Source organism: Bifidobacterium margollesii, assembly GCF_002860355.1.
Taxonomy (GTDB): Bacteria; Actinomycetota; Actinomycetes; order Actinomycetales; family Bifidobacteriaceae; genus Galliscardovia; species Galliscardovia margollesii.
This window is the reverse complement of sequence record NZ_NMWU01000002.1, coordinates 178,192-203,183: the sequence shown is the minus strand read 5'-3', so window position 1 is coordinate 203,183 and position 24,992 is coordinate 178,192. Positions and strand designations below refer to the sequence as shown.

The following is a 24,992-nucleotide window of genomic DNA, read 5'->3' as shown; positions in this document are numbered from 1 at the left end:
GGAAGAGACGCTCTGGCTTCGGCGTGTCGTCTAATCATCACCTAGGCGTCGCCTAAGCGTCACCCAAGCGTCGGTCGACCTTCACCCAGGCGATCAGGCTTCGAGCGCCTTGACGATGTTGGCCTGAATGGCGTCGATCTCGCCGACGCCGTCGATCTCGCGCAGCAGGCCGCGCTGCTTGTAGGTGTCCAGCAGCGGAGCGGTCTCCTTGGCGTAGGTCTCCAGACGCTTGGCGATGGCCTCGGGGGTGTCGTCGGAGCGGCCTTCGATCTCGGCGCGCTTCTTCATGCGCTCCATGAGCACATCGTGATCGGCGTCAAGGGCCACCACGGCGTCGAGCGGGGTGCCGAGACGCTCCAGCATGGCGTCGAGGGCCACGACCTGGGAGGCGTTGCGCGGGTATCCGTCCAGAATCCAACCGTTCTTCACATCGTCCTTGGCCAGACGATCCTCGACGATCTTGTTGGTCAGCTCGTCGGGAACCAGCTCGCCCTTGTCGATGTACTTCAGCGCTTCGAGACCAAGCTCGGTCTTGTTCTTGATGTTGAAGCGGAAGATGTCACCGGTGGAGATGGTGGGGATGCCGAAATGCTCGGCCAGCTTCGCGGCCTGAGTTCCCTTGCCGACGCCCTGAGGGCCCATGATTAGCAGTCGCATATCACTTACTTTCTGTGTTGAATTCGTCTTCGAGCAGGAAGCCTTCGTACTGGAACTGCTCGGTGCGGGCCTTGGCCTGACGGAGTGTGTCGAGGCCCACGCCCGCGATGATCAGGATCGTGGTGCCGCCGAACGGCAGATGCGCGTTGAGCTGCAGCGCCATGATCAGCACGGTCGGGATCAGCGCCACGAACAGCAGGTACACCGCGCCCACGGTGTTCAGGCGGTTGATCACATACGTCAGATACGCACTGGTGGCGCGGCCGGCGCGGATGCCTGGGATGAATCCGCCGTACTGCTTCATGTTGTCGGCGGTTTCGTCGGTGTTGAACGTGATCGACGTGTAGAAGAACACGAAGAACACGATCATCAGCGCGTACAGGCCGATGTACCACACGCTGGTGGTGTCCGCGAGATTCGTGTTGATCCACTGCACCCATGACTGGTCCGACTTGCCGAACTGGGCGATCAGGGTCGGCACGGCGAGGATCGAGCTGGCGAAGATCGGCGGGATCACGCCGCTCATGTTGATCTTCAACGGCAGGTACGTGCTGGTGCCGCCGTACATCTTGCGGCCGATCATGCGGCGGGTGTACTGCACCGGGATGCGACGCTGGGCGAGCTCGACGTACACGACGAACACGAGGATCACGACGAGGGTGCCCACGACGATGCCGAACTTGGTCCAGTCGCCGTCGGTGCCGTTGGTGCCCCAGCCGATCTCCCACAGCTGCGGGAGGAATCCGGAGCAGATGGACATGAAGATCAGGATGGACATGCCGTTGCCGATGGCCTTGTCGGTGATCAGCTCGGCCATCCACATGATCAGGCCGGTGCCGCCGGTCATGATCAGCACCATGACGGTCAGGTTCCAGATCGAACCGTCCGGAATGACCTGCCCGGAGCACGCATAGTTGAACAGGGCGCCGGTTCGGGCGGTCACAAGGATCGTGGTGGACTGCAGCACGGCCAGACCGATGGTCATGTATCGGGTGTACTGGGTGAGCTTGGCCTCGCCGGACTGACCCTCCTTGTGCAGAGCCTCGAAGCGGGGGATCACCACGCGCAGCAGCTGCACGACGATGGAGGCCGTGATGTACGGCATGATGCCCAAGGCGAAGATCGACAGCTGGAGCAGTGCGCCACCGGAGAACAGGTTCACCAGACCGATGAAGTCCTCGTTGGTGGTGCCCGCCACGCAGTCCTGCACCACCTTGTAGTCCACCCCCGGAGTCGGGATGAACGAGCCGATACGGTAGATGATGATGATACCGAAGACGAAGAGGATCTTGTTCCTCAACTCCTTCGTGCGGAGAGCTTGAATTAGCGTTCTCACGTGTTCCTCCCTTAGGCGTGCCCGGAGCGGGCGACGCACAGGCAAACAGTGTACTCATACGCAATGACCCTCCCCGCTTGCGTGGGGAGGGTCATTGCTATGGAAGCCTATTCTCCCGAGTGATTACTCCTCGGAGATGGAGCCTCCGGCAGCCTCGATCTTGGTCTTGGCGGAAGCCGAAGCCTTGACACCCTTGAGGGTGAAGGCAACGGTGGTTTCGCCATCGCCCAGAACCTTGACCGGGAAGCCCTTGCGGACTGCACCCTTGGCCACGAGATCCTCGACGGTCACCTCGCCGCCCTGCGGGAAAAGCTCCGCGAGCGTGGCGACGTTGACAACCTGGAACTGCTTCTTGAACGGGCTCTTGAAGCCGCGCAGCTTCGGCAGGCGCATGTACAGCGGCAGCTGTCCGCCTTCGAAGCCGGGACGAACCTGGTAGCGGGCCTTGGTGCCCTTGGTGCCACGGCCCGAGGTCTTACCCTTGGAGCCTTCACCACGGCCAACGCGGATGCGATCCTTGTTGGCGCCGGGGGCAGGACGCAGGTCGTGCATGCGCAGGATGGTGGCCTCTTCGTTGTTTTCAGCCATGATCAGTCTGCCTCCTCAACGGTCACCATGTGGTTGATCTTGGCGATCATGCCACGGTACACGGGATTGTCCTCGCGGATGACGCTCTGGCCGATCTTGCGCAGACCGAGGGACTTGGCGGTCTCCTTCTGCGCGTCGGTCTTGCCAGCGAAACCGCGGATGAGCGTAACCTTCAGATTTGCCATGCTCACTCACCGTCCTTCTGCTCAGCGGCCTTGGCGGCAGCGGCCTCTTCACGGGCCTTGCGAGCCTCGGCGATGCCGGCGGCACGCTCACGAAGCAGGGCTTCGGGGGCGACCTCTTCGAGCGACAGGCCACGACGGGCCGCGACCTCTTCCGGCTCCTCAAGCTGCTTCAGCGCATCGACCACGGCGTTCACCGTGTTGATGGCGTTGGAGGAGCCCATGGACTTGGAGAGGATGTCGGTCACGCCGGCGCATTCCAGCACGGCGCGAACGGCGCCACCGGCGATAACACCGGTACCGGGAGCGGCGGGGCGAAGCAGCACGGTGCCGGCGGCATCGTGACCGATCACCGGATGGGTGATGGTGCCACGAACGCGCGGAACGGTGAACATGTGCTTCTTGGCGTCCAGCTGGCCCTTGGCGATGGCCGCCGGGACCTCACGGGACTTGCCGTAGCCGACGCCGACGGTTCCGTTGCCGTCACCGACGACGACCAGAGCGGCGAAGCTGAACGTACGACCACCCTTGTGGGTCTTGGCCACACGGTTGATGGTGACCACGCGGTCCATCATCTCGTCGCCGCGGTTCTCCTCACGACGGTTGCGGCGTTCGCCACGACGACCCTCGCCACGACCGCCGCGGCGGCCCTTGCGCTCGTCGTTCTTGGTCTCGGCAGCGGCTTCGTTGTTCTGAGAATCTTCAGCCACTTGGGTTTCCTTCACTTCGTTGTCGCTCACAGTGCCAGACCTCCCTCTCGGGCGCCTTCAGCGACGGCTGCGACGCGACCATGGTACTTGTTGCCACCGCGGTCGAAGACTACGGCGGTGATGCCGGCAGCCTTGGCCTTCTCGGCCACAAGCTCGCCGACCTTGCGGGCGGCGTCGGTCTTGGTGCCTTCGAAACCGGCGAAATCGGCGCTCAGGGTGGTGGCGCTCACCAGGGTGATGCCCTTGGTATCGTCGACGACCTGAGCGGTCATGTTGCGGTTGGAACGGGTGACGACCAGACGGGGACGCTCGGGGGTGCCCACGATCTTCTTGCGCAGACGAGCGTGACGGCGCAGACGAGCGACCTTCTTGCCCTTACCGAAAATCTTGACGGTCATATTACTTACCAGCCTTTCCGGCCTTGCGCAGGATGTGCTCATCGGCGTACTTCACACCCTTGCCCTTGTAGGGTTCCGGAGCGCGAAGCTTGCGGATGTTAGCGGCAACCTGACCAACAACCTGCTTGTCGGTGCCCTTGACGACGAGCTCGTTCGGGTTGACGACCTCGAACTCGATGCCTTCCGGCGGGTTCACGGTGATGGTGTGGGAGTAGCCGAGGAAGAACTCGAGGCCCTTGCCCTTGGCGACCACACGGTAACCGGTGCCGACGATCTGCAGGCGCTTGGCGTAGCCCTCGTGCACGCCCTTGACCATCGAAGCGATGATGGAGCGGCTCAGACCGTGCTTGGCGCGGGTGGGACGAAGGTCGTCCGCCGGGGTGAGCACAATCTCGTTGTTCTCGACCGCGCCGGTGATGCCTTCGGGAATGGTGTACGAGTCGGAGCCCTTCGGACCCTTGGCGGAGAACGCCTGTCCGTCGATCTTGACCTCAACCCCAGCCGGAATGGCGACGGGGAGCTTACCGATATGCGATGCCATAAGTAATCAGCTCTCCTTTCTCACCACACGTAGGCGACGATCTCGCCGCCAATGCCTTCCTTGAGGCATTCCTTCTGGGTCATCAGTCCCGAACTCGTCGAGATGATCGCGATGCCAAGACCGCCCAGCGGCATGGGCAGGGAGTCGGACTTGGCGTAACGACGAAGGCCAGGCTTGGAAACGCGCTTGATGCCTTCGATGCTGCGCTCACCGTTCGGGCCGTACTTGAGGGTGACCTCAAGGGTCTGGCCGACCTTGGCTTCCTTGGCGCTGAAATCGGCGATGTAGCCTTCACGCTTCAGGATGGCCGCGATGGCGGCCTTGAACTTGGAGTACGGCATATCCACGGTCTCGTGCTTAGCCGCGCTCGCGTTACGCAGACGCGTAAGCATGTCTGCGATGGGATCTGTCATTGTCATGTGGGCTTATGCCCTTCCTCGCCGTGGTTTCCGCCGCAGGACGACCTTCCGGTCGTCGAGCAGCGGACCTTCGACGTCGATATTTACCAACTGGACTTCGTAACGCCGGGCAGCTCACCGCGGTGCGCCTTCTCACGAAGGCAGACGCGGCACAGGCCGAACTTGCGATACACGGAATGGGGACGACCGCAGACCTGGCAACGCGTGTAGGCGCGCACCTTGAACTTAGGCTTGCCGGCCGCCTTGTTCTTCAGAGCGGTTTTTGCCATATCAGTTCTCCTTGAACGGGAAGCCAAGGTGCTTCAGCAGAACCTGAGCTTCCTTGTCGTCCTTGGTTGAAGTCACGACGGTGATGTCCATACCACGCTGGTGATCGACCTCATCGGGGTTGATCTCCAGGAACATCGTCTGTTCCGTCAGACCGAAGTTGTAGTTGCCGTTGCCGTCGAACTGGTTGCCGTTGATGCCGCGGAAATCGCGGATTCGCGGCAGGGCCAGGGTCAGCAGACGATCCAGGAACTCCCACATGCGATCGCCGCGCAGGGTGACGTAGGCACCGATGGCCTGGCCTTCACGCAGGTGGAACTGCGCGACGGACTTCTTGGCCTTGGTGACCTTCGGCTTCTGGCCGGTGATCTTGGTCAGATCGGAGACGGCGCCTTCGATGAGCTTGGAGTCGCGGGCCGCGGCACCGACACCCATGGAGACGACAACCTTCTCGACGCGGGGAACCTGCATCGGGTTGTTGAACTTGAACGCCTTCTCCAGCTCGGGGATGATGACGTCATTGTACTGCTGCTTCAAGCGCGGGGTTGCCGGCGCTTCGATAGTGACATCGCTCATGCCAGCTCCTTTCCGGACTTCTTGGCAACGCGCACGCGCACCTTCTTCACCTTGCCGTCACGGGCCTCTTCCTTGACCACGACGCCGACGCGGGTCGGCTGCTTGGTTTCAGGATCGATGACCATCACGTTGGAGCGATGGATCGGAGCCTCGACGGACACGATGCCGGCCTGCTGGCCCTGCTGGGTGGCGCGGACGTGCTTCTTGACAATCTGCACACCTTCGACGATCAGTCGGTCGTTCGGCAGGATCTTGACGACCTTGCCTTCCTTGCCGCGGTCCTTGCCGCGGATGACCTTGACCTCATCGCCGGTCTTGATCTTTGCTACCACTCAGATCACCTCCGGTGCGAGGGACACGATCTTCATGAAGCGCTTGTCGCGCAGCTCACGAGCGACCGGTCCGAAAATACGAGTGCCCTTGGGTTCACGGCCGGAGCCGAGAATGACGGCGGCATTCTCGTCGAACTTGATGTAGGAACCATCGGGACGGCGGGTTTCCTTCACGGTGCGAACGACGACGGCCTTCACCACGTCGCTCTTCTTCACCGATCCGCCGGGAATGGCGTCCTTGACAGTGGCGACGATGACATCGCCAATGCCTGCATAACGGCGCTTCGAACCACCGAGCACGCGGATGGTCAAGAGCTCCTTGGCACCCGTGTTGTCGGCGACACGAAGTCGCGATTCCTGCTGAATCATTGATTCTCCTTAAGTCGAGCCGGTCCTCCCCCAACACCCCGCCGCCATAGGGCGGATCGGGGTGTTGGGCGAGCCTTGCCGAACTTGTATTACTTGGCGCGCTCCACGATGGCGTCCAGACGCCAACGCTTCGTCTTGCTCAACGGTCGAGTCTCCATAATACTCACGAGATCGCCAATATGGGCGTCGTTGTGTTCATCATGAGCCTTGACCTTGCTGGTGGTACGAACGACCTTGCCGTACAGCGGGTGGGTCGAACGGTGCTCGATCTCGACCGTGATGGTCTTGTCCATCTTATCGGACACGACATAACCACGGCGAACCTTGCGGGAATTACGCTCTTCAGCCATGCTTACTTCTCCTCAGTCTTTTCTTCTGCCGGAGCCTCGCTGATGCCGAGTTCACGTTCACGCAGGACCGTGTACATGCGAGCGATGTCACGCTTCACGGCCTTGATGCGCGAAGTGTTGTCGAGCTGACCGGTAGCGGCCTGGAAGCGCAGGTTGAACAGCTCTTCCTTGGAGGACTTGAGGGCCTCCTCGATTTCCGCGTTGGTCTTAGCGTTGAGGTTCTTAATGGTGTAATCAGCGGTACCGACTGCCATCAGTTGTCACCACCTTCACGGGCGATAATCCTGCACTTCATGGGGAGCTTGTCGATGGCGCGGCGCAGAGCCTCACGAGCGACATCCTCGGAAACACCACCGATTTCGAACATCACGCGGCCCGGACGCACGTTGGCGATCCAGAACTCCGGGGTGCCCTTACCGGAACCCATTCGGGCGCCGAGGGGGTGCTTGGTCAGCGGGCGATCAGGGAAGATCGTGATCCACACACGACCACCACGCTTGATGTAACGGGTCATGGCGATACGAGCGGCCTCAATCTGGCGGTTGGTCACGTAAGCCGGAGCCAGCGCCTGAATGCCGAAATCGCCGAATGCGATCTCGTTGCCGCCCTTGGACATGCCCTTACGGACAGGACGGTGCTGCTTGCGATATTTAGTCCTCTTCGGAATAAGCATCTGGGTTACTCCTTTGCTTCCGTGGCGGCCGGAGCGGCTGCCTCAGCCTTGGCTTCGGGAGCCTGGGCCTGGGCGGTCTTCTGGGCCTGAGCGTTGCGGGAGCCACGGCGCGGACGACGATCGCCGCGACGGCCGCGGGCGCCCTGCTGCTGGGCCTGCTGCTCTTCGAATTCACGCTCGGTCATGTCGCCCTTGTAGATCCACACCTTCACACCGATGCGACCGTAGGTGGTCTTGGCTTCGAAGAAGCCGTAATCGATGAGGGCGCGCAGGGTCTGCAGCGGGACGCGGCCTTCGCGGTAGAACTCCGAACGGCTCATTTCGGCACCGCCGAGGCGGCCGGAGAGCTTGATTCGGATACCCTTGGCACCGGCGCGCATGGCATCCTGCTGGGCCTTGCGCATGGCGCGACGGAAGGTGACGCGGTTGGTCAGCTGCTCAGCGATGCCCTGAGCGACGAGCTGGGCGTCGATGGCGGCGTTGCGAACCTCGAAGATGTTGAGCTGGACCTGCTTGCCAGTCAGCTTCTCGAGCTTGGCGCGGACCTTGTCGGCCTCGGCGCCACGACGGCCGATGACGATGCCCGGACGAGCGGTGTGGATGTCCACACGCACGCGGTCGCGGGTGCGCTCGATCACGATGCGGGACACACCCGCACGTTCGAGATCGGCGTTCAGGGCCTTGCGGATCTTGTCATCTTCGAGAACGAAGTCGCTGTAGCGCTCTCCGGCCTTGTTGGAGTCGGAGAACCAGCGGCTACGGTGCTGTTCGGTGACGCCAAGACGGTAGCCGAACGGGTTGATCTTCTGACCCATTATCGGGCTCCTTCCTTATCGGCGACGATAACCGTAATGTGGCTGGTGCGCTTGTTGATGCGAGCGGCACGGCCCTGGGCGCGTGCACGGAATCGCTTCAGGGTGACGCCCTCGTCGACGAACGTCTCCTTAACGACCAGATCGTTCTCGCGGAACGGCTCGTTGGCCCTGTCGGCCTTCACACGAGCGTTGGCGATGGCGCTCTCCAGAACCTTGCGGACCGGAACGGCCGCATCCTGGGGGGCGAACTTGAGAATGGTCACCGCTTCGGTCGCCTGCTTGCCTCGGATGAGGTCGACGACGCGGCGAGCCTTGCGCGGCGTCACGCGGACGTGACGAGCGATTGCTTTAGCTTCCATAACGTCTTTACTCTCCTCGCCTTTAGCGGCGTGCCTTCTTGTCGTCCTTCACGTGACCCTTGAAGGTCTTCGTGGGGGCGAACTCACCGAGCTTGTGGCCAACCATGGCCTCGGTGACGAACACCGGGACATGCTTGCGACCATCGTGGACTGCGAACGTGTGTCCGATGAAATCAGGGGTGATCATCGAACGACGGGACCACGTCTTGATGACGTTCTTGGTGCCCTTCTCGTTCTGCTCGTCGACCTTCTTCTGCAAGTGGGCGTCGACGAAGGGGCCCTTCTTGATGCTACGAGTCATCTCTTCGATACTCCCTTACTTGCGGTTCTTACCGGCCGGACGACGACGAACGATCATCTTGTTCGAAGCCTTCTTCGGGCGACGAGTACGGACCTCGCCCTTGCCCCACGGCGACACCGGCGGCTTACCACCGCGAGTACGACCACCATGCGGGTGATCGACCGGGTTCATGGATTCACCACGGGTCACCGGACGCTTGCCCATCCAGCGGGCACGACCGGCCTTGCCGAGTTCGATGTTGGCGTGCTCGGAGTTGCCGACCTCACCGACGGTGGCGCGGCAACGGGCATCCACGTTGCGGATTTCGCCGGACGGCATACGCAGCTGGGCGTAGGCACCGTCCTTGGCGACGAGCTGCACGGCGGCACCGGCGGAGCGGGCGATCTTCGCGCCGCCCAGCGGACGGAGCTCGATGGCGTGCACCACGGTACCGGTCGGGATGTTGCTCAGCGGCAGGTTGTTGCCGGGCTTGATGTCGGCCTTGGCACCGGTCTCGATGACGTCGCCCTGCTTCACGCCCTCGGGGGCGATGATGTAGCGCTTCTCGCCATCGGCGTAGTGCAGCAGCGCGATGCGGGCGGAACGGTTCGGGTCGTACTCGATGTGAGCGACCTTGGCCGGCACGCCGTCCTTGTCCCAACGCTTGAAGTCGATGAGACGGTACTGACGCTTGTGGCCACCGCCACGGTGGCGGCTGGTCATACGGCCGTAGGAGTTACGACCGCCGGTCTTGCTGAGCTTGCGAACCAGCGACTTCTCAGGCGTCGAACGCGTGATCTCGGAGAAATCCGAAACCGAAGCGTTGCGGCGACCGGCAGTCGTCGGCTTGTATGTACGGATAGCCATAATTTAGTTCCTAACTTTCTCGGCTAGCCTTCAGTTGCCGAAGATGTCGATGGTCTGGCCCTCGGCGACGGTCACGATGGCGCGCTTTTCGTTCACGCGGCGGCCGTAACCGGTGCGGGTGCGCTGACGCTTGCCGGCGCGGTTGAGGGTGTTGACGTTCGTCACCTTGACATTGAAGATCTCTTCGATGGCCTGCTTGATCTGCACCTTGTTCGCGGTGGGAGCCACCACGAAGGTGTACTGGCCCATGTCGGAGTTGGCGTAGCTCTTTTCGGAGACGACAGGCTTGAGGATGATGTCGTGTGCGGGCTTGTGAATCGCTGCCATGTGAATCAGGCCTCCTTCTCAGCCTTGGCGGACTTCGCGTTCACGAAGGCTTCGAAGCCTTCCTTGGTGAAGACGAGATCCTCGGCGGTCACCACATCGTAGGTGTTGAGCTGATCGGCGAAGATGGGGTGCACGGTCGGCAGGTTGCGAACGGACAGCCATTCGTTGATGTTCTCGCGGGAGAACACGACGGTGGCGAACCGGTTCTGGGCGACGGCGTCGATCACGACCTTGGCGGCCTTGGTGGACGGGGTCTCGCCGATGCCGAAGTCCACGACATGCACGCGACCGGCGTTGGCACGGTCGGACAGCATGTAGCGCAGAGCGGCGGCCTTCATCTTCTTGGGGGTGCGCTGCGAGTAGTCGCGCGGCTGCGGGCCGTGAGCGACGGCACCGTGAGCCCACTGCGGGGCGCGGATGGAGCCCTGACGGGCACGACCGGTGCCCTTCTGCTTCCACGGCTTCTTACCGCCGCCGGAGATCTTGGCGCGGTTCTTGGTGGCGTGGGTGCCCTGACGAGCAGCAGCCAGCTGGGCGATGACGACCTGGTGCACCAGCGGAACGTGGTTCTGCACTTCCTCGGCGGAAATGCCGAACAGCTCCTCCGGAGCCTCGACGGAACCAGCGGCCTGGCCCTGGGCGTCCGTGACATTCAGAGAAATAGCCATGATTTATCAGGCTCCCTTCACTGCGGAACGGACCAGAACGATGCTGCCCTTGGGGCCGGGGATGGCACCCTTGATGGCGATGACGCCGTTCTCGACGTCCGAGGAAACAACGGTGAGGTTCAGCGTGGTGCTGGTGACATGACCCATGCGGCCAGCCATGCGCTTGCCCTTGAGGATACGACCCGGGGTGGCGCAGGCGCCGACCGAACCGGGACGACGCTCGTTCTTGTGCGAGCCGTGGGTACGGCGGTAGGACTTGAAGCCCCAACGCTTGATGGTGCCGGCGAAGCCCTTGCCCTTGGTGGTGCCGGTGACGTCGACCTGAGCGCCTTCGGCGAACAGTTCGGCAGTCAGCTCCTGACCAGGCTCGAAGTTCTCGGCTTCTTCGGTGCGGATCTCGACGAGGTGACGACGCGGGGTCACACCGGCCTTGGCGAAGTGGCCGGCAAGCGGCTTGGTCACCTTGGTCGGGTCGATCTGGCCGTAGCCGATCTGGACGGCCTTGTAGCCGTCGGTCTCCTCGGTCTTCACGGCGGTCACCACGTTGGTGGAGACGTCGACAAGCGTGACGGGGATGAAGAGGCCGTTCTCATCCCACACCTGAGTCATGCCGATCTTCTTGCCCAGAAGAGCGCTCTTGATGTTGTTGCTCATAACGGTTCCCTCCTCCCTTACAGCTTGATCTCGATGTTCACGTCCGCCGGCAGATCGAGACGCATCAGAGAGTCGACTGCCTTCGGAGTCGGGTCAACGATGTCGATGAGACGCTTGTGGGTGCGCATCTCGAAGTGCTCGCGGGAATCCTTGTACTTGTGAGGAGAACGGATAACGACAAACACGTTCTTCTCGGTCGGCAGAGGAACCGGGCCAACTACGGTTGCGCCCGCGTTCGTGACCGTCTCGACGATTTTCTTCGCCGACTGGTCAATGACCTCGTGGTCATAGGACTTAAGCCTGATGCGGATTTTCTGTCCCGCCATTGCCGTCCGCCCTTTCTTGCGAATTTCTTGACTATTACCAGCCTGCTTCGTTGTAGGGGCACGTCAGGGCATGACGAACCGCGGGATCCCTCCCGCAGGCGGTCGAACCACATCAGTGCGCAGCCATGCAACAATCCGCCGTGCAGATTGAAGTGCCGCGCTCGCTTTTGAGTAAACAATTTTGCGAGCCCAAAACAGGCAACTTGATTATTTAACCACAGAGGGTGCCCCTAGAAAAACCCGGGCGTGTCGTTCCGGTCAGCGATGGAATCGTGCCCTGAGAATCCTCGTGGTCTTCGGCAGCATGACGGTGAATCCGGTCAAACCGATGATCCACATCGGATACTGGATCAGCACGGCGATGCGCATCACATGATCGGTGTACAGGCTCGGATCGGTGGCGCCCTGAGCGTCGAGCATCATGCCCACGCCGAGGAAGATGAGCGCCGAAGACAGGAATCCGCCGGTATTCGCGAACCCCGTCGCCGCGCCGAGATTGTCGGGACGGTTGGTGTCGCGGGCGAAGTCGAATGCGATGTTCGAGGCCGGACCGCCGCTGGACATGGCCAGAAGCAGCAGCACCATGAACCATGTGGGGTGCGGCCCCGGAGTGAGCAGCAGAATCGTCCAGCACAGGGCCTGGGAGCCGACCGTGGCGTACACGATGGCCGCACGGCCGTGAATCGGATGCAGTCCCGCTATGCGGCCCATCGACAGGGCCCACACCACATTGATGACCATGCCGATGGCCAGATACGCGCTCGCCTGCTCGCGCGAATAGCCCTCCACCGCCAGCAGGAACGGCACGCCCCACAGCTGGTTCATCATGTTGATGGAGAACCATGTGGTGGAGTGCACCCAGAATCCGCAGAACGTGCCCGGGGTTTTAAGCACCGCCTTCAGACCTCGCAGCGCGGAACCGAGACCGTCACGGTTTGCATGGTCGGCATGGTCTGTACGGTCTGTACGGTCGGCATGGTTTTCCGCCGCGCCCGGCGTTCGACGCGCTGCCGCCGGGGTGTCGCGCACGCTCATGATCACGCATGCCGCGATCATGACGCCGATGGCGGTAAGCGAAAGGAACGCGATCTGCCATCCGGCGAGTCTGAGCAGCCAGACGAACGGATATATGGAGATGATCTGCCCCAGACCGCCGAGCATGGAGGTGATCTGGTTCATCAGCGGCACCCGTTCGAACGGGAACCATGCGGAGACGAGTCGGATCACGGAGATGAAGGTCATCGCATCGCCCATGCCGACGATGCCGCGACCGATCACGGCGATCGAGGTGGCCGGGGCCACGGCCATCAGAGCCTGGCCGAAGGACATCAGTATGCCGCCGGCGGCGATCAGTCGCCGGGCGCCGAATCGGTCGAGCAGCACACCGGCGGGAATCTGCATGATCGCATAGACGAACAGCTGAAGATAGAGGAACATCGACAGCGCCGTACTGGTGGTGTCGAAGTGGTGGGCGGCCTCGATGCCAGTAGCGGAAAGGGACGAACGACAGGTGACGGCGAAGATGTAGCCCGCCATGGCGACGCCCCACACCGCATAGGCCTTCGCACCGCCCAGAGAAGGCGCCGAGGATCCTGCGGGCGGCTCGACGCCGGCCTTGGCTCCGGTTTCGGTTTCAGCTTCGGTTTCGGTTTCGATGGAGTGGCCCGCGGACGCGACGATGCTTTCGGGCACGTCGGCGCTGTTCTTCTCGGGTACGCCGTTGTTCTTCTCGCTCATTCGCTCATGGTACCGCCGAGTACGCACCGATCCGCCACGGAACACCGAATCACGGCACTGGTTCACGGTCACTAGTTCACTGTCACTAGCTCACGGTCTCCGGTCTGCCGGAACCATGATCAGTCGCCGGGATCATGATCATCTGGATCGGCGGGCTCGGCGTCGGGCCGACGTCCATCCCGCGAAGGCCAGCGGTACCGCGCATGCCGTGGTGAGGAACGGCAGCAGCATGCCGGCGTGGGTGCCGAAGGCATCCAGTACCACGCCCGTGACGGTCGATCCCAGAGACACGCCGAGGGAGCTTCCGGTGTTGAGCCACGACAATCCTTCGGTGAGGGAGGATTCGGGAACGATGTCCTTGACGAGCAGGTTGCCGGTGGCGAAGATCGGGGCGACGACGAAGCCGGCGCACACCTCAAGCACGCCGAGCACCACCAGATTGTCGGCGGCCAGACGGAATCCCACGTACCACATCGTGAGCACGCTCAACAGCACCGAGAGATGGCTCCAATGCGATCCTCGGAGACGGACCGATCCGAAGATCAGCGCGCCGAACAGCGAGCCGACGGCGAACAGGGCGAGCTGAACGCCCACGATCTTCTCCAGTCCCATCGATTTGGTGATGGCGGTGACGGAGACGTCGAAGCAGGCGAAGCTCATATTGAAGGCGATGAAGATGAGGAACAGCAGCGCCACGCCCCGATAGGCCAACGCGCTCCTCGTCCGAACGCGGAACAAGGCGTTGATCCTGCGTGAGGAGGCCCCTTCGCGTACATTGCCGACGGCATCGACCACGGAGGAGGACGATCGATCGGATCGTGATCCCGGGGATTCCACGGTGATCACCGAAGGCTGCGTCTGCTTCTGCATGAAGAACGCCGTGCCGCCGATCAGCGAGCAGAATGCGGGGAACACCAGCTGAGACACCGGATGCACCGAAGTCGCCAGAAACGCCGCGAGAATCGGCCCGATCACGAACACCGTTTCGTCGATCGCCGATTCGAAGGCATAGGCGGCGTTGAGCATCGCATCGTCCTTCTGGCCGCGCAGCACCCATGCCCATCGGGTACGCACCAGGGCGCCGAACGCGAACTGGGTGACGCCGGTAAGCATGGCGAGCACGAATAGTGCCGGCAGTGCGATACGCAGATAGGCGCCCAACGCGAAGGAGAACATGCAGACCACCTGCAGCGCCAGCGCGACGCGACCGACCTTTCGCTGGCCGAAACGGTCGAAGAGTCGGGCATACACCGGGGTGACCACCGCCGCGGAGAGCACGTACGCGGCGCTCATCGCACCCGCAGTGGTCCAGTTGTCGTAGATGTGGTTCAGCGCCAGCACGATGCCGAGCCCCATCATCGATATGGGGAGTCTGGCCAGCGCCGCCGACGCGGAGAATGCCTTGGTACCGGGAATACGGAACAGGGCGGCATACGGAGAGGCGTGATGTCGTGCCTTGCCGCCGTTCGCCTTGAACTTCATAACTGAACACTCGCTTATGAATCAACGGATCGGGTTCCGCTGACGACCTCACCGATAATCCGGCATCGGACGCCGACGGGCAAGGATGTCCGCTTGAACGCCGCACAACGCACGATCGATATCGCACGTCATGCCGCGGCATGCGGGCGGCTTGGCTTCCGCGAACTCAATACGACTGTGGTGAGTCGGATAATGGCCGGCGATCAATCGTTATCGGACTGCTCCGGCAGGCCCAACGACATCTCCCTGATGATCTCGGACTCCGTCTTCGCCTCGGCGCATAACTGGCGCTGCCGCTCGTCGGCGACGGAAACGTAGTACAAAGCCGCATCGATGCTTTCCAGAGGGATGCCCTCAAGCCGAGACAACAATAGCCGATACATATCGAGCTGCGCGAGTTTTCGTCGGATATCCTGCGTGTCGCGGGGTTTCGCACCGGTCTTCCAGTCGATCACCGTCAGCAGCTTGGTGCCGTCATGGGGATCAAGACCTCCACGGAACACCGCGTCGAGTTTGCCGTTGACGATCAGACCGTCGATGTCGACGACGATGGAACGTTCGGCGGACACGGCGCGACGTCCGGCCCAGACCGATTCGGCGAGTCTTCGACGCCATTGCAGCATCCGCCACGACGCGCGCGACGATTCGGACCGATCGGATGAGGATGACGGTAGCGCCTGTTCCTCCCGACTCAGCTCCTCCAGCATCGACGCGCGGATCTCCTCGGGCGATAGGCGCTCCCCTGCGTCGGACTGCGGGCAGATGAATCGTGCAGCCCAGTCATGGAAGATGGTACCGGCCTGCGCATTCGGTGAAACGACCCTGGGCACCGGCCTGACGATGCCGCTCCAGTACGACAGTGCTTCGCGCTCATCCATGAGACCGGCTCTGGCCTGAATGGAGGTGACGTTCTGCCGCCCTCCGGCGAGGATGCGCTCGCCTTTGGCCTTGAGCGCCGCGAGACGGCCTTCTCCGGTTTTCGGAACCGCTTGGGTTTCCCGGTTCATCACCGTGATCTGTCGGGCGTAGCTCAATAGACCATCGGGGTCGGGCACGACTCCGCCCTCCGCCGAATCCTTTTCGGAACCGGCGCTCTGCAGCGCCTTCATGGCATTGCGCACCGCCTCGGCACTGGCGTTCAGCGCCTGAGCCGCCCTATCGTCCAGCGGCGCCGGCCACGATAGTTCGTCGCCACGCGAACCGTCGGCGGAACGAGGTTCCGCAAGACATCCGCCCACTATGGCGTTTTCGTACTCTTCCGCGTTGTCGCCGATGAAAAATCCCACGACGGAATCACGTCGCCCCGCATCCGCGGTATTCGGATCCACGGAGGACGGCTCACGCACCGCTTCGGGCCGCCCCACGAACGCCTCATGCATCTCCATCCAGAAGTTCGAGGCCTTGGTCTCCACATCCAGCGGCTTGCAGTCCGCAGCCGGCACCGACGCAAGGTCACCGGTGGCGCTGAAGGTGAGCAGCACGGCCTTGCGGGCTCGGGTCAGGGCCACGTAGGCCAGACGACGCTCGTCGTCGTGCAGACGACGACCGTATTCCTCGCGCTGGCTCAAATAGGAGGGAGCGGTACCGTCATCATCGCCCGATTCCCGTGCGGATTCGTCGCCATACACCTCGCATTGCAGTCGATACAGGGAATCGATGCCGTGAAGGTCGTAATCCGATGAGGGGTGTTCAACGTCGGCGTCGTGGGGGAATCTCGGCAGAATGCCGGCGTCCGCGCGAACGGGAACCGGCACGGCCGTAGGATTCTCCAGCCAGACGCGGGCGCTTTCCCGATACTGCGGAGGAGACCAGATGCCGTCATGCACGCCTCCGAGATGATCCGGGTCCGCTTTGATGGACAGATGATCGCCCTGATTGCTGGGGAATGCGTGCCGTTTCATACCGACGACGGCGACGGCATCCCATTCGAGTCCCTTGGCCTGATGAATGGACATCAAGGTGACGTCCACATGCTTGTCGATATGCGCCGCGGCGCTTTCCGGTACGGTGCCCAGCGCATCAACCCAGGCCATGAACCCGCGAAGCGATGGCGTGGATCGTTCGGGAATCTCCTGCATGTAGGCGGCGGTCAGATCGATGATGGACTGCAACGGCTCGCGCGCCGACGTGGGGGTTCCCGCCTCATTCCCGTAGGCGATGCTCCGGGCTACCACGGTATCGATGTCAAGGCCCAATGACTCCACGGCACAACGGATGATGTCGGGGAGGGCTCGATGCATGGACCGTTCCACCGTACGAAGCACCTGGGCGGCCTTGAGGATCAGTATTCCGCCCCTCGGTGAGACCGTCGACCCAAGCAGTGACGACAGGTCGTCGCGCAGCAGCACGTCGATGAGGAACACACCGTTGGATATCCGGTCACGATGATCGGCGACGAGGCGGGCCCACTGCTTCCTCGGAGCGTCGGAAGGCACGACGCCCGATTCGGCCAGCGCACGATACTGGTATTCGATGTTGGCCCGTTCGGCCAGCCCCGCAAGCGCCGCCAGATCATCCGGGCCGAGACCGAACCGTTTGGTGGCCAGCAACTGCATCAACGACGCGGAATCGGTGTGGTCGGACACCGCGTGCAGCACCGCCAGCAGGTCCTTTACCGGTGGCTGTTCCAGCAATGCGGAATATCCCACCACTTCGCAGGTGAGGCCTGACGCCTCCAGTGCAGCCCGATATTGCGGCATGGCGGTTTTGGAACGGAAAAGCACCGCCACATGCGGACCGGCCTTGCGCTCGCCGTTCGCGTCTTCGACGCGATACCGTTCCACGGTCTGATGGGCGAATCGCACGACGGCGTCGATCTCCTGACCGAGAGTCGTGAATCCCAGCACTCCCAGAGTGCCAAGATCGGCATCGGGAAGACAGGTGAGCGCGGGAACGTCCACTTCGCGCATCAGGGAGCTGCCGCGACGGGCCGGAGCCTGCCTGAGCGCGATGGTCAGATCGTTCGCCGCTTCGAGCACCAGACGACTGTTGCGTCTCGTCAAGGTGAGGGGACGGGGTTTCGATGAATCGTCCAGCGAGAAATCCTGCTGGAACATGCGGAAGGCGCCCGGGCTGGCACCTCGCCACGCATAGATCGACTGGAACGGGTCGCCCACCGCGTTCACCGCCGATCGGCGGGAACCGGTGGAATGCCGCTGCGCGAGTCTCGCCGTCGAATCATGGCCGCTGCCAAGGTCTTCGGAATCCGGGCGTTCGGGATGGAACAGCGCTGCCAGCAACGCTGATTGGGTGGTTGAGGTGTCCTGATATTCGTCGAGGAACACATGCGAATACCGGCGACGGTATTCCTCCCCGATCGAGGGGAATCGTCGTACCAGCTGGTATGCGGCGATGGTGAAGTCACTGAATTGGGCCATGTTCTGTTCGTGCTTGGCCTTCTGGAACTCCTCGGCCAGCGTGAGCAGGATTTCGCGTCGTCGCACCACGGATCGCAGGGCGTTCGCATTGAACAGCATCAGCCCTTGCCTCGCTCGATCGTATTCGGCGAGCTTCGCGGCCCAGCTTTCGTCGTCGTCTTTCTTCCGACGGGTGGGGTATTTGACGTTCGGCGCCTTTTCGGGAATTTCACGATCGCCGATCAGTTCAGCAAGGCGATGTTCGAAGGCGTCGTCCCAATGGCGGATCCGTTCCACGGCATCATGGAACGACATGCAATCCCCACCGATCATCGAACTGGAAATGTCGGAGCACAGCGCCAACATACGGGTCACGACGGTGCCGAATGCGCCCATGTCGTCGGCATCGCCGCCGCCCGTTGCAGTGCCATCGGATGCAGTGCCGTCGGTTGAGTTGTTATCGGACGATGGATTCCTGCCGAATAGCAGGTCCATGTGACGTCCGATCACGTCGCTCGCCAGCTGGTAGGCGCCTGCCTCACTCAGCGGCTGCGTGCTGCGGTCCATGCCCACCAGCAGACCGTATTGTCGGACGATGGACTGGAAGAAGGCATCGTAGGTGAAGATCTCCGGCTTGAGGAATGCGCCGGAGGCTCCCGGCTCCTGTGATGCCGTTGCCGTCACTGCGGCCGAGACGCGGGACAGCAGTTCGGAGGCCGCTTTTCTGGTGAAGGTGAGTCCGAGGATGCGTTCCGCAGGAACACCTCGATCAATCAGTGAGATGATCCGTCTGGTCATGGTGAAGGTTTTGCCGGAACCCGCGCCGGCGACCACCAGCACATCGTCGTCCGCCGGTGCGTCGATCACCGACGCCTGTTCGGCCGTGGGTGTGAATGCCTTCGTCATCGGTTCTCCTCCATTACCGATCTTGATTCGCCGGCGCATGCCGGGCAGCAGTATGTCATGCGGCAGAATTCGACGTGCTCCGGATCCGGATGGGCCGTCAGCGTTCGCGAGCGCATCGCTCCTGCGGCATACAGCACTCGGGCGATCATGGTGAGTGACCACATGGTCTGGGTGCCGCTTTCCTCAAGGAATCTCGCCCATGCCGCTTCCCCGATGGCGTCAGGCCTCTCCTGCGGCAGGTCGGGTTCCGCGAACAGTTTCGACAGCTCCTTGACCCGGGATCGCGGATGGAACGCTTCCGCAGTGATATGACCATGGTCGAACAATGCCGGCTGATAGCTGCTTTCCGGTGCGAAATAGTGCGACGGATCGGCGCGCGATGCGACGAAGAACAGGCCGGATTGCGCGATGCGCGGCATCGCCCCATTGAGATCACGCTCGCTGGAGGACCGGCTATGGTCGTGTTCATCGACGGTGTGGTAACGCAGCCCCAATTGGTAGCACGCCAGCTGTAGATCGCTGAAATTCCGTGGGCCTGAGCGTTCCCGTCCGGTTTTGTAGTCGATGAGACGAATGGCGGTGCCATCAGCCGTTCTGCGCAGTTCCCTGCGGTCGATGCGGCCGGTGAGCCGTATCGACAGGTCCGGGCTCATGCCTTCGGGCCAGCCTCCCACCAACAGGCCCATGAGCTCGTAGAGATCATCGGCTTCGACCGGCGTTCGACCGTTGATGGCATTGTAGTCTCGGAGGATGTCTCGGAGTCCGAATCGCGCGAGGAACTTCAGCTCGCATTGCGCTTCCACGAGCGTACCCACCGGCACTTGGGCCGAGGGGAACTTCGCATAATCGGGCTCGTTGCTGTGGACGAAATAATCGGCGATGTTCCGTAGCATCGTTTCCGCGGATTCGTCCTTGCGGGTGGCTGCATACCGATCCGGCACACCGGGAATGTCGGCGGGGTCGATACGCAGATCGCGGTAGATCTCCATCATGCGACGGGTGATGAGTTCCACTCGGATTTCCGGCGGCTGGTCGCCGCGATAGTCGGGAAGATCGAGGCCCAGCTCGCTGGCTTTCCGGGCGACCTCGTGGATGATGGTGCCGAATCCCGAAACGACGCTGGAAGATCGCGGGCCGGCGAACCGGTTTCCCATCATCCAGCACACAGGGCACGCCCAGATGCCGTCCACGGCGGATGGCGACAGGGTGACGGTGGTCGATCGGACGGGATCGGGATTGACGACATCATTCGACGCCTCGGCCGCATCCGAATTCACGGAGCCGGATGGATCAGCATCGTATAGAAACGGCCAGTTCGCGGGATCGGCCTCGTCATGGCCGTGTTCGGCGAGGTAGGCCAACGCGTCGGCCGCATCACGCATCGAGGATTCACGGATCACGCCGTCCTGGGATTCGGCGGCTCTTCGTGACGATGCCTCCGCGGTATCGCCGGTCTTCGCCAAGCCGATGTCGACCGTGCGCTGCAGAGAACCGATGGCAAGCGTACTACGCGCAGCGGTGACGAGTCCGCGCACGCTGAGCTCCAACCCCGAGTAGTCGCCGGCCTGCCCGACTTCGGCATACTGCGTCGATCCATCCGTTTCATAGGAGAAGCGTTCTGGCAGGAACCCGTAGAGGAAGTCGGACGGCGTGTGATCGTCGTCCATCACAGCACTGACGTATACGGTCTGCGATGCTCTGGTCAACGCCACCAGCAACCCTTTTTCCTCGGCGTACAGTACCGGCATGACGGAGGAGCTCCGACGTATATCGTTCGGCATGCCGCCCTGCATGTCTTCGGAGAGACGGCCGCGCAGCATGACGTCGGCCAGCGACTCGGCGCCGAACATCGTATTGCGTGCGGCGAGATTGGGCCATGTTCCCTGCTGCATGGACGGCAGCCATATTCGCTTCCAGCTTCTGCCGGCGGCACCGGCCGGCGTGGTGAGACTGACCGCATCCTCGATGGGGCCGATATGGGCCAGCGAGTCGGCTTCGATCTCCAAGGCCTTCACCCGTTCCATGAAATCACGGATGTCCCGGCCTCCTCCGGTTCCTTCGGCGAATTGGAAGAGCCGCATGGCGGCGTCAAGCCGGTCATTGGCCTCACGTCCCTCCTCACCGTCGATCAACGCCATGCGCTGCCAACGATCCGACACCGCGCATGCGCTCCACGCCATCCACAGCACGTATTGCGGCTCGGTGCCCGGCAGCGAGCGAAGCCCATCGGCAATACGCCGAACAATACTCCACATCCGTTCGAAAGCTTCGACATCGGGATCATGCCATGAACCGTGAGAGCCGCATACCGCATGTATGGATTCCAGCACCCGCCGCGACTGATCTCCGCCCAGCGACAGCAGCAGGTACATCGCGTCCAAGCCGAATCCCGGCTCATCCGACCCCGGTCCTCCCCCAACGACCGACGGGAAAGTCTTCGACCCATCGAACAGCGAATCGTCGATCACGGTGTCCGCCTCATTCCCGCCATCGCGATCCTCTCGCAGTTGGCGCAGCATATCGTTCCACGCGACGACCAATTCGCCCAGCGCCGCCGTATCGGTCAAACGATCCCCAGCTTTTCCCGCAATCACCTGCGACAGGGATTCCATCGCCTTCAATGCGGCATTCACCGACGACATGCGAACGGGACGGCCATCGCGATCATCACCGCCCCCGACGGTGAACAACGGCGAGCGCATCACCGTCATCGCGCAGGATCGCACCTTCGCCGCAACGGCCCGAAGATCGACGTCCGACGACCCGCCTCGCCAGGAACCGATGCCGTCGCGCATCATCAGCGAGAGGTCGATGAGCGCGAACAATCCCCGAATGAACGGCTCGTCCTTCAACGGTCTGGTCACCGAGGAGTATCGCACCGGAACCCCTTCGCGCCTGAGCCGCTCACCGAACATACGTACGGTGGCATTGTCGTGGGCGATCAACGCCAGCTCGTTCCAGTGTTCGCCTTCGACGATATGGGCGTGCTTGATTCGCCACACCACGTCATCCATCTCCTCGGATGGACTGCGGTACAACGCACTGTGAACCGAGCCGTCTTCCAGGCGGGGATCGTCGGCAGGCAGCGACGCAATGGGCGACGAGCCCGGAATCCTGGGGAGTTTGCCCGGACGTTTCGGCAACGGTACTGGATCGTCCTCCCTGGAGGCGATGCTCAGCGACACCCGTGACGACAGCAGACCAAGATACGTGTTCCGCCGCACGCACGCTTCGGATGAGGAACCGTCTTCAAGCGACACGGCCACACCTGCCAGACGGCCCAGATTCCGGTCGTTCGCCGCGCCGGATTCCGGCAAGCCGTCGGCGCAGGAGGGGATGCCGAACGGAGTCAGCGGCACTCTGAGGAACAGGAACTCGGGGTATGAGCCTCGGAACGACTGCACTGCCTCATCGGGATTGCCGACGAGCACCAGCGCGCATCCGTGGGATGTGAGACGTTGGATGAACGACATGCCCGCCAACGTCATGTCCTGCGCGTCATCGACGATCACGGCCTGCGGCAGTTCGTCCTCGCCGAGCAGTTCCACCGCTCTGGAGCCCTCCACCAGCAGGCGGGAGGAATCCAAGCGAAACTCGTCAGGGTAGATGTTCCCGATGGTTTCGATATACTCCGCTCTCAGCGCGAATGCGAGACGCCACTGCGCGGCCAGACGCTCTCCCCGCACTCCCGCTTCGCCGCCGTCACCGGACTGCGCCAAGGCAGCAATGATCGATTCCTCCCTATTCTGCGAGACGCCGAGTTCGTTCATTCTGGCCAGCATGTCCCTCAGCTGGGAGACGAACTGCGCATTGATGCCTCTGGCGAGCACCGCATCGCTCGTCGTGCCGGCCGTATTGGAACCACCGGCACCGTTCTCGGCACCGGCACCGGCTACCGCGTCCAACGCCGAGGACGACGTTACCAGCGACGCCCACTCAGGTTCCGCGAAATACCGCATCAGCAGCCGGCAGGTATCGCACTGATCGCCGGCCTGCATATGCCCGACGTGCACAGCGAGCACGGACCGCAGCAGGGCATCCTGTTCGGCGCCGTTGAGCAGCTTCGGCATCGGCAGTGAACGCCGGGCATGATCCTTGGCGATCATACGGAACGCGAGCGCCGACAACGTGGTCACCGGGCGGGCTTGGGAGGTTACGCCAAGCCGCGCAATCACCCGACGGTTCAGTGCATCAGCCCGAAGACGATCGGAGACGACCATCACCGACCGTTCGTCGCCGAAATCCTCCATGGCCAGATACAACGCATCCGTCGCGAATCCGGTTTTGCCGCTGCGGGGCGCTCCCACCACCAGCAGCGTTCGGGTCGGCGCTCCCTCGTCATTGATGAGCTCGCCGTCGAACAGGCGACGAACGAGTCGCATGGCGTCGGCAGAGGACATCCGCTCGCCCACAGTCGCACGACCACCCGCAGTCGCACGACCACCCGCGGCAGCATGTTTACCTGAATCATTCGTATACCTGTTCATGTCATCAGCCTAAAACCCCGCCGATAAAACAGGGAGATATCTCCCTGTTTTTTCACGCCCCGGCGTTTCGCGCCACACGAACACCCGCAAACACGATCACCCGCGAAATCAACGTCATGCTATTACTATGCGTAGCACATCCTCCGCAAGCGCCAGCACCCAACCCAGCACCCAGCACCCAGCACCCAGCACCCCAAGGAGCGAGCATGACCGTCGAACCGCCGCAACTGCCCGGCTACGACCATGTTCGCACGCTGGCTTCCGGCGCCGATTCCACCGTGTTCCTCTACCGGCAGCGCGAACCCGACCGTCTCGTCGCCGTGAAAGTGACCAGCCGGCTCTCCGACAGCCGCGCCCGCATGCGACTGCGCACCGAAACCGGGTTCATGGCCGATCTTTCCACCCACCCGCACATTCCCGCCCTGTACGACTCCGGAATCACCGATGACGGCCGCGGATACCTGGTGATGGACTACGCCGCCGGCGGCAGCTACAAGGAGTTCATCCGATTCAGCCTGCTCACCGCCGATCAGGCGCTCACCGTAGGCATCGAAATCGCCGGGGCGCTGTTCTTCGCGCATGTCAAGGGCATCATCCACCGCGACATCAAGCCCAGCAACATCCTGCTCGGCGAGCGCGGCACTCCCCTGCTCACCGACTTCGGCATCGCCGCCAGCATCTATTCGGCGAAGCGGGCGGAAGGCTTCTCCACGCCGTGGGCCGCACCCGAGGTGCTCTCCGGCGAATCGGGGGGTTCCGAGGCCGCGGACATCTATTCGCTCGGCGCCACCCTGTACGCGCTGCTCGCCGGTCACTCCCCGTTCGAATACGGGTATCGGGTGGCGGACGATCGGGAGCTGGCCGAGGCCATCATTCATCGGGATCTGCCGAAACTGCGGCGCGACGATGTGCCCGAAGCGCTCGAACAGGTGCTCGCACAGGCGATGAGCAGGCGGCCCGAAGATCGGTATCCCTCGGCCCTGCTGTTCGCGCGGGCCATGCAACGGGTGCAGCAGCGATGCTACGGCCATCAGACCCCGGTGATCGCCGCGCATACGCCGCCGTACGACGAACACGCACCGGCGACATTACCGGCGACACCGGCACCATTGCCCCCGACACCACCGAGTCTGCGCCGTCAGCAGAACAAACGCCCTTCCGGTGGCGGCACATACTGGTAGAACCGTAGGAGGGTATCTTCTCGCCGGTCAGCAGCTTCCGACCCGGCAAGCAGCTTCCGATTCAACGAGCGGCGTACGACGTCGCCGGCAACTTCCGATCAAACGAGCGGCTTGCGATTCGGCATCCGATTCGGCGAAGACATCGACAC

The 24,992-nt window shown here is 62.5% G+C and carries 28 protein-coding genes; 1 reads left to right on the top strand and 27 read right to left on the bottom strand.

Features of this window, described 5'->3' with window-relative positions:
- Positions 1-93: 93 nt before the first annotated feature.
- The 27 genes from Uis1B_RS00940 to Uis1B_RS00810 all read right to left on the bottom strand — a co-directional run bounded on the left by Uis1B_RS00940 (position 94) and on the right by Uis1B_RS00810 (position 23,575).
- Positions 94-657: an adenylate kinase gene (locus Uis1B_RS00940; protein ID WP_101614667.1), complete on the bottom strand. Its 564-nt coding sequence runs from the start codon at positions 655-657 to the stop codon at positions 94-96.
- Position 658: 1 nt separating this feature from the next.
- Positions 659-1,993: a preprotein translocase subunit SecY gene (gene secY / locus Uis1B_RS00935; RefSeq protein WP_101614665.1), complete on the bottom strand. Its 1,335-nt coding sequence runs from the start codon at positions 1,991-1,993 to the stop codon at positions 659-661.
- Between the two features lie 123 nt (positions 1,994-2,116).
- Positions 2,117-2,581, bottom strand: a complete 465-nt coding sequence (rplO, locus tag Uis1B_RS00930) for a 50S ribosomal protein L15 (protein ID WP_101614663.1) — start codon at positions 2,579-2,581, stop codon at positions 2,117-2,119.
- Positions 2,582-2,583: 2 nt separating this feature from the next.
- Positions 2,584-2,766: a 50S ribosomal protein L30 gene (rpmD, locus tag Uis1B_RS00925; protein ID WP_101614661.1), complete on the bottom strand. Its 183-nt coding sequence runs from the start codon at positions 2,764-2,766 to the stop codon at positions 2,584-2,586.
- A 2-nt stretch (positions 2,767-2,768) separates the two neighbouring features.
- Positions 2,769-3,503, bottom strand: coding sequence for a 30S ribosomal protein S5 (rpsE, locus tag Uis1B_RS00920; protein WP_101614659.1), 735 nt, complete (start codon positions 3,501-3,503; stop codon positions 2,769-2,771).
- Positions 3,500-3,871: a 50S ribosomal protein L18 gene (rplR, locus tag Uis1B_RS00915; RefSeq protein ID WP_101614658.1), complete on the bottom strand. Its 372-nt coding sequence runs from the start codon at positions 3,869-3,871 to the stop codon at positions 3,500-3,502. Before rplR ends, rpsE begins: the two co-directional genes overlap by 4 nt.
- Before the next feature lies 1 nt (position 3,872).
- Entirely contained in the window at positions 3,873-4,412 is a 540-nt protein-coding gene (rplF, locus tag Uis1B_RS00910; protein WP_101614656.1) for a 50S ribosomal protein L6, read from the bottom strand.
- A 20-nt stretch (positions 4,413-4,432) separates the two neighbouring features.
- A complete protein-coding gene (gene rpsH / locus Uis1B_RS00905) occupies positions 4,433-4,831 on the bottom strand; it encodes a 30S ribosomal protein S8 (protein ID WP_101614654.1) in 399 nt (132 codons plus the stop codon).
- Positions 4,832-4,914: 83 nt separating this feature from the next.
- A complete protein-coding gene (locus Uis1B_RS00900; protein WP_033493929.1) occupies positions 4,915-5,100 on the bottom strand; it encodes a type Z 30S ribosomal protein S14 in 186 nt (61 codons plus the stop codon).
- A gap of 1 nt (position 5,101) precedes the next feature.
- The gene (rplE, locus tag Uis1B_RS00895) at positions 5,102-5,674 is read right to left on the bottom strand and encodes a 50S ribosomal protein L5 (RefSeq protein WP_101614652.1); all 573 of its coding nucleotides are present in this window, start codon (positions 5,672-5,674) and stop codon (positions 5,102-5,104) included.
- Positions 5,671-6,006: a 50S ribosomal protein L24 gene (gene rplX, locus Uis1B_RS00890; RefSeq protein ID WP_101614650.1), complete on the bottom strand. Its 336-nt coding sequence runs from the start codon at positions 6,004-6,006 to the stop codon at positions 5,671-5,673. Before rplX ends, rplE begins: the two co-directional genes overlap by 4 nt.
- On the bottom strand, positions 6,007-6,375 hold the full coding sequence (gene rplN / locus Uis1B_RS00885) for a 50S ribosomal protein L14 (RefSeq protein WP_101614648.1): 369 nt from the start codon (positions 6,373-6,375) through the stop codon (positions 6,007-6,009).
- Between the two features lie 89 nt (positions 6,376-6,464).
- Positions 6,465-6,725, bottom strand: coding sequence for a 30S ribosomal protein S17 (rpsQ, locus tag Uis1B_RS00880; RefSeq protein ID WP_101614646.1), 261 nt, complete (start codon positions 6,723-6,725; stop codon positions 6,465-6,467).
- 2 nt (positions 6,726-6,727) lie between these two features.
- Positions 6,728-6,979: a 50S ribosomal protein L29 gene (gene rpmC, locus Uis1B_RS00875; protein ID WP_101614644.1), complete on the bottom strand. Its 252-nt coding sequence runs from the start codon at positions 6,977-6,979 to the stop codon at positions 6,728-6,730.
- Complete coding sequence (gene rplP / locus Uis1B_RS00870; protein ID WP_100512610.1) at positions 6,979-7,398, bottom strand: 50S ribosomal protein L16; 420 nt, start codon at positions 7,396-7,398, stop codon at positions 6,979-6,981. Before rplP ends, rpmC begins: the two co-directional genes overlap by 1 nt.
- Positions 7,399-7,403: 5 nt before the next feature.
- A complete protein-coding gene (rpsC, locus tag Uis1B_RS00865) occupies positions 7,404-8,213 on the bottom strand; it encodes a 30S ribosomal protein S3 (RefSeq protein ID WP_101614642.1) in 810 nt (269 codons plus the stop codon).
- Positions 8,213-8,572 carry a 50S ribosomal protein L22 gene (gene rplV / locus Uis1B_RS00860; protein ID WP_101614640.1) on the bottom strand — a complete coding sequence of 120 codons (360 nt, stop codon included), beginning with the start codon at positions 8,570-8,572 and terminating at the stop codon, positions 8,213-8,215. Before rplV ends, rpsC begins: the two co-directional genes overlap by 1 nt.
- Before the next feature lie 22 nt (positions 8,573-8,594).
- Positions 8,595-8,873, bottom strand: a complete 279-nt coding sequence (gene rpsS / locus Uis1B_RS00855; RefSeq protein ID WP_003814508.1) for a 30S ribosomal protein S19 — start codon at positions 8,871-8,873, stop codon at positions 8,595-8,597.
- Between the two features lie 15 nt (positions 8,874-8,888).
- Positions 8,889-9,719: a 50S ribosomal protein L2 gene (rplB, locus tag Uis1B_RS00850; RefSeq protein ID WP_101614638.1), complete on the bottom strand. Its 831-nt coding sequence runs from the start codon at positions 9,717-9,719 to the stop codon at positions 8,889-8,891.
- Positions 9,720-9,749: 30 nt separating this feature from the next.
- Positions 9,750-10,046, bottom strand: coding sequence for a 50S ribosomal protein L23 (rplW, locus tag Uis1B_RS00845; RefSeq protein ID WP_100512614.1), 297 nt, complete (start codon positions 10,044-10,046; stop codon positions 9,750-9,752).
- Positions 10,047-10,051: 5 nt separating this feature from the next.
- Entirely contained in the window at positions 10,052-10,714 is a 663-nt protein-coding gene (gene rplD / locus Uis1B_RS00840; RefSeq protein ID WP_423734843.1) for a 50S ribosomal protein L4, read from the bottom strand.
- A 6-nt stretch (positions 10,715-10,720) separates the two neighbouring features.
- Positions 10,721-11,368 (bottom strand): 50S ribosomal protein L3, encoded by a 648-nt coding sequence (gene rplC / locus Uis1B_RS00835; protein WP_101614634.1) that lies wholly within the window; start codon positions 11,366-11,368, stop codon positions 10,721-10,723.
- A 17-nt stretch (positions 11,369-11,385) separates the two neighbouring features.
- Complete coding sequence (gene rpsJ / locus Uis1B_RS00830) at positions 11,386-11,694, bottom strand: 30S ribosomal protein S10 (RefSeq protein WP_006288664.1); 309 nt, start codon at positions 11,692-11,694, stop codon at positions 11,386-11,388.
- 258 nt (positions 11,695-11,952) lie between these two features.
- A complete protein-coding gene (locus Uis1B_RS00825; RefSeq protein ID WP_101614632.1) occupies positions 11,953-13,431 on the bottom strand; it encodes an MFS transporter in 1,479 nt (492 codons plus the stop codon).
- A 138-nt stretch (positions 13,432-13,569) separates the two neighbouring features.
- Complete coding sequence (locus tag Uis1B_RS00820) at positions 13,570-14,913, bottom strand: MFS transporter (protein ID WP_101614630.1); 1,344 nt, start codon at positions 14,911-14,913, stop codon at positions 13,570-13,572.
- 203 nt (positions 14,914-15,116) lie between these two features.
- Positions 15,117-19,175 (bottom strand): ATP-dependent helicase, encoded by a 4,059-nt coding sequence (locus tag Uis1B_RS00815; RefSeq protein WP_101614628.1) that lies wholly within the window; start codon positions 19,173-19,175, stop codon positions 15,117-15,119.
- Positions 19,172-23,575, bottom strand: coding sequence for a PD-(D/E)XK nuclease family protein (locus tag Uis1B_RS00810; RefSeq protein ID WP_243390187.1), 4,404 nt, complete (start codon positions 23,573-23,575; stop codon positions 19,172-19,174). Before Uis1B_RS00810 ends, Uis1B_RS00815 begins: the two co-directional genes overlap by 4 nt.
- 293 nt (positions 23,576-23,868) lie before the next feature.
- On the opposite strand from Uis1B_RS00810, the gene Uis1B_RS00805 reads away from it, so the two are divergent.
- Positions 23,869-24,843, top strand: coding sequence for a serine/threonine-protein kinase (locus Uis1B_RS00805; RefSeq protein ID WP_165782652.1), 975 nt, complete (start codon positions 23,869-23,871; stop codon positions 24,841-24,843).
- Positions 24,844-24,992 lie beyond the last annotated feature (149 nt).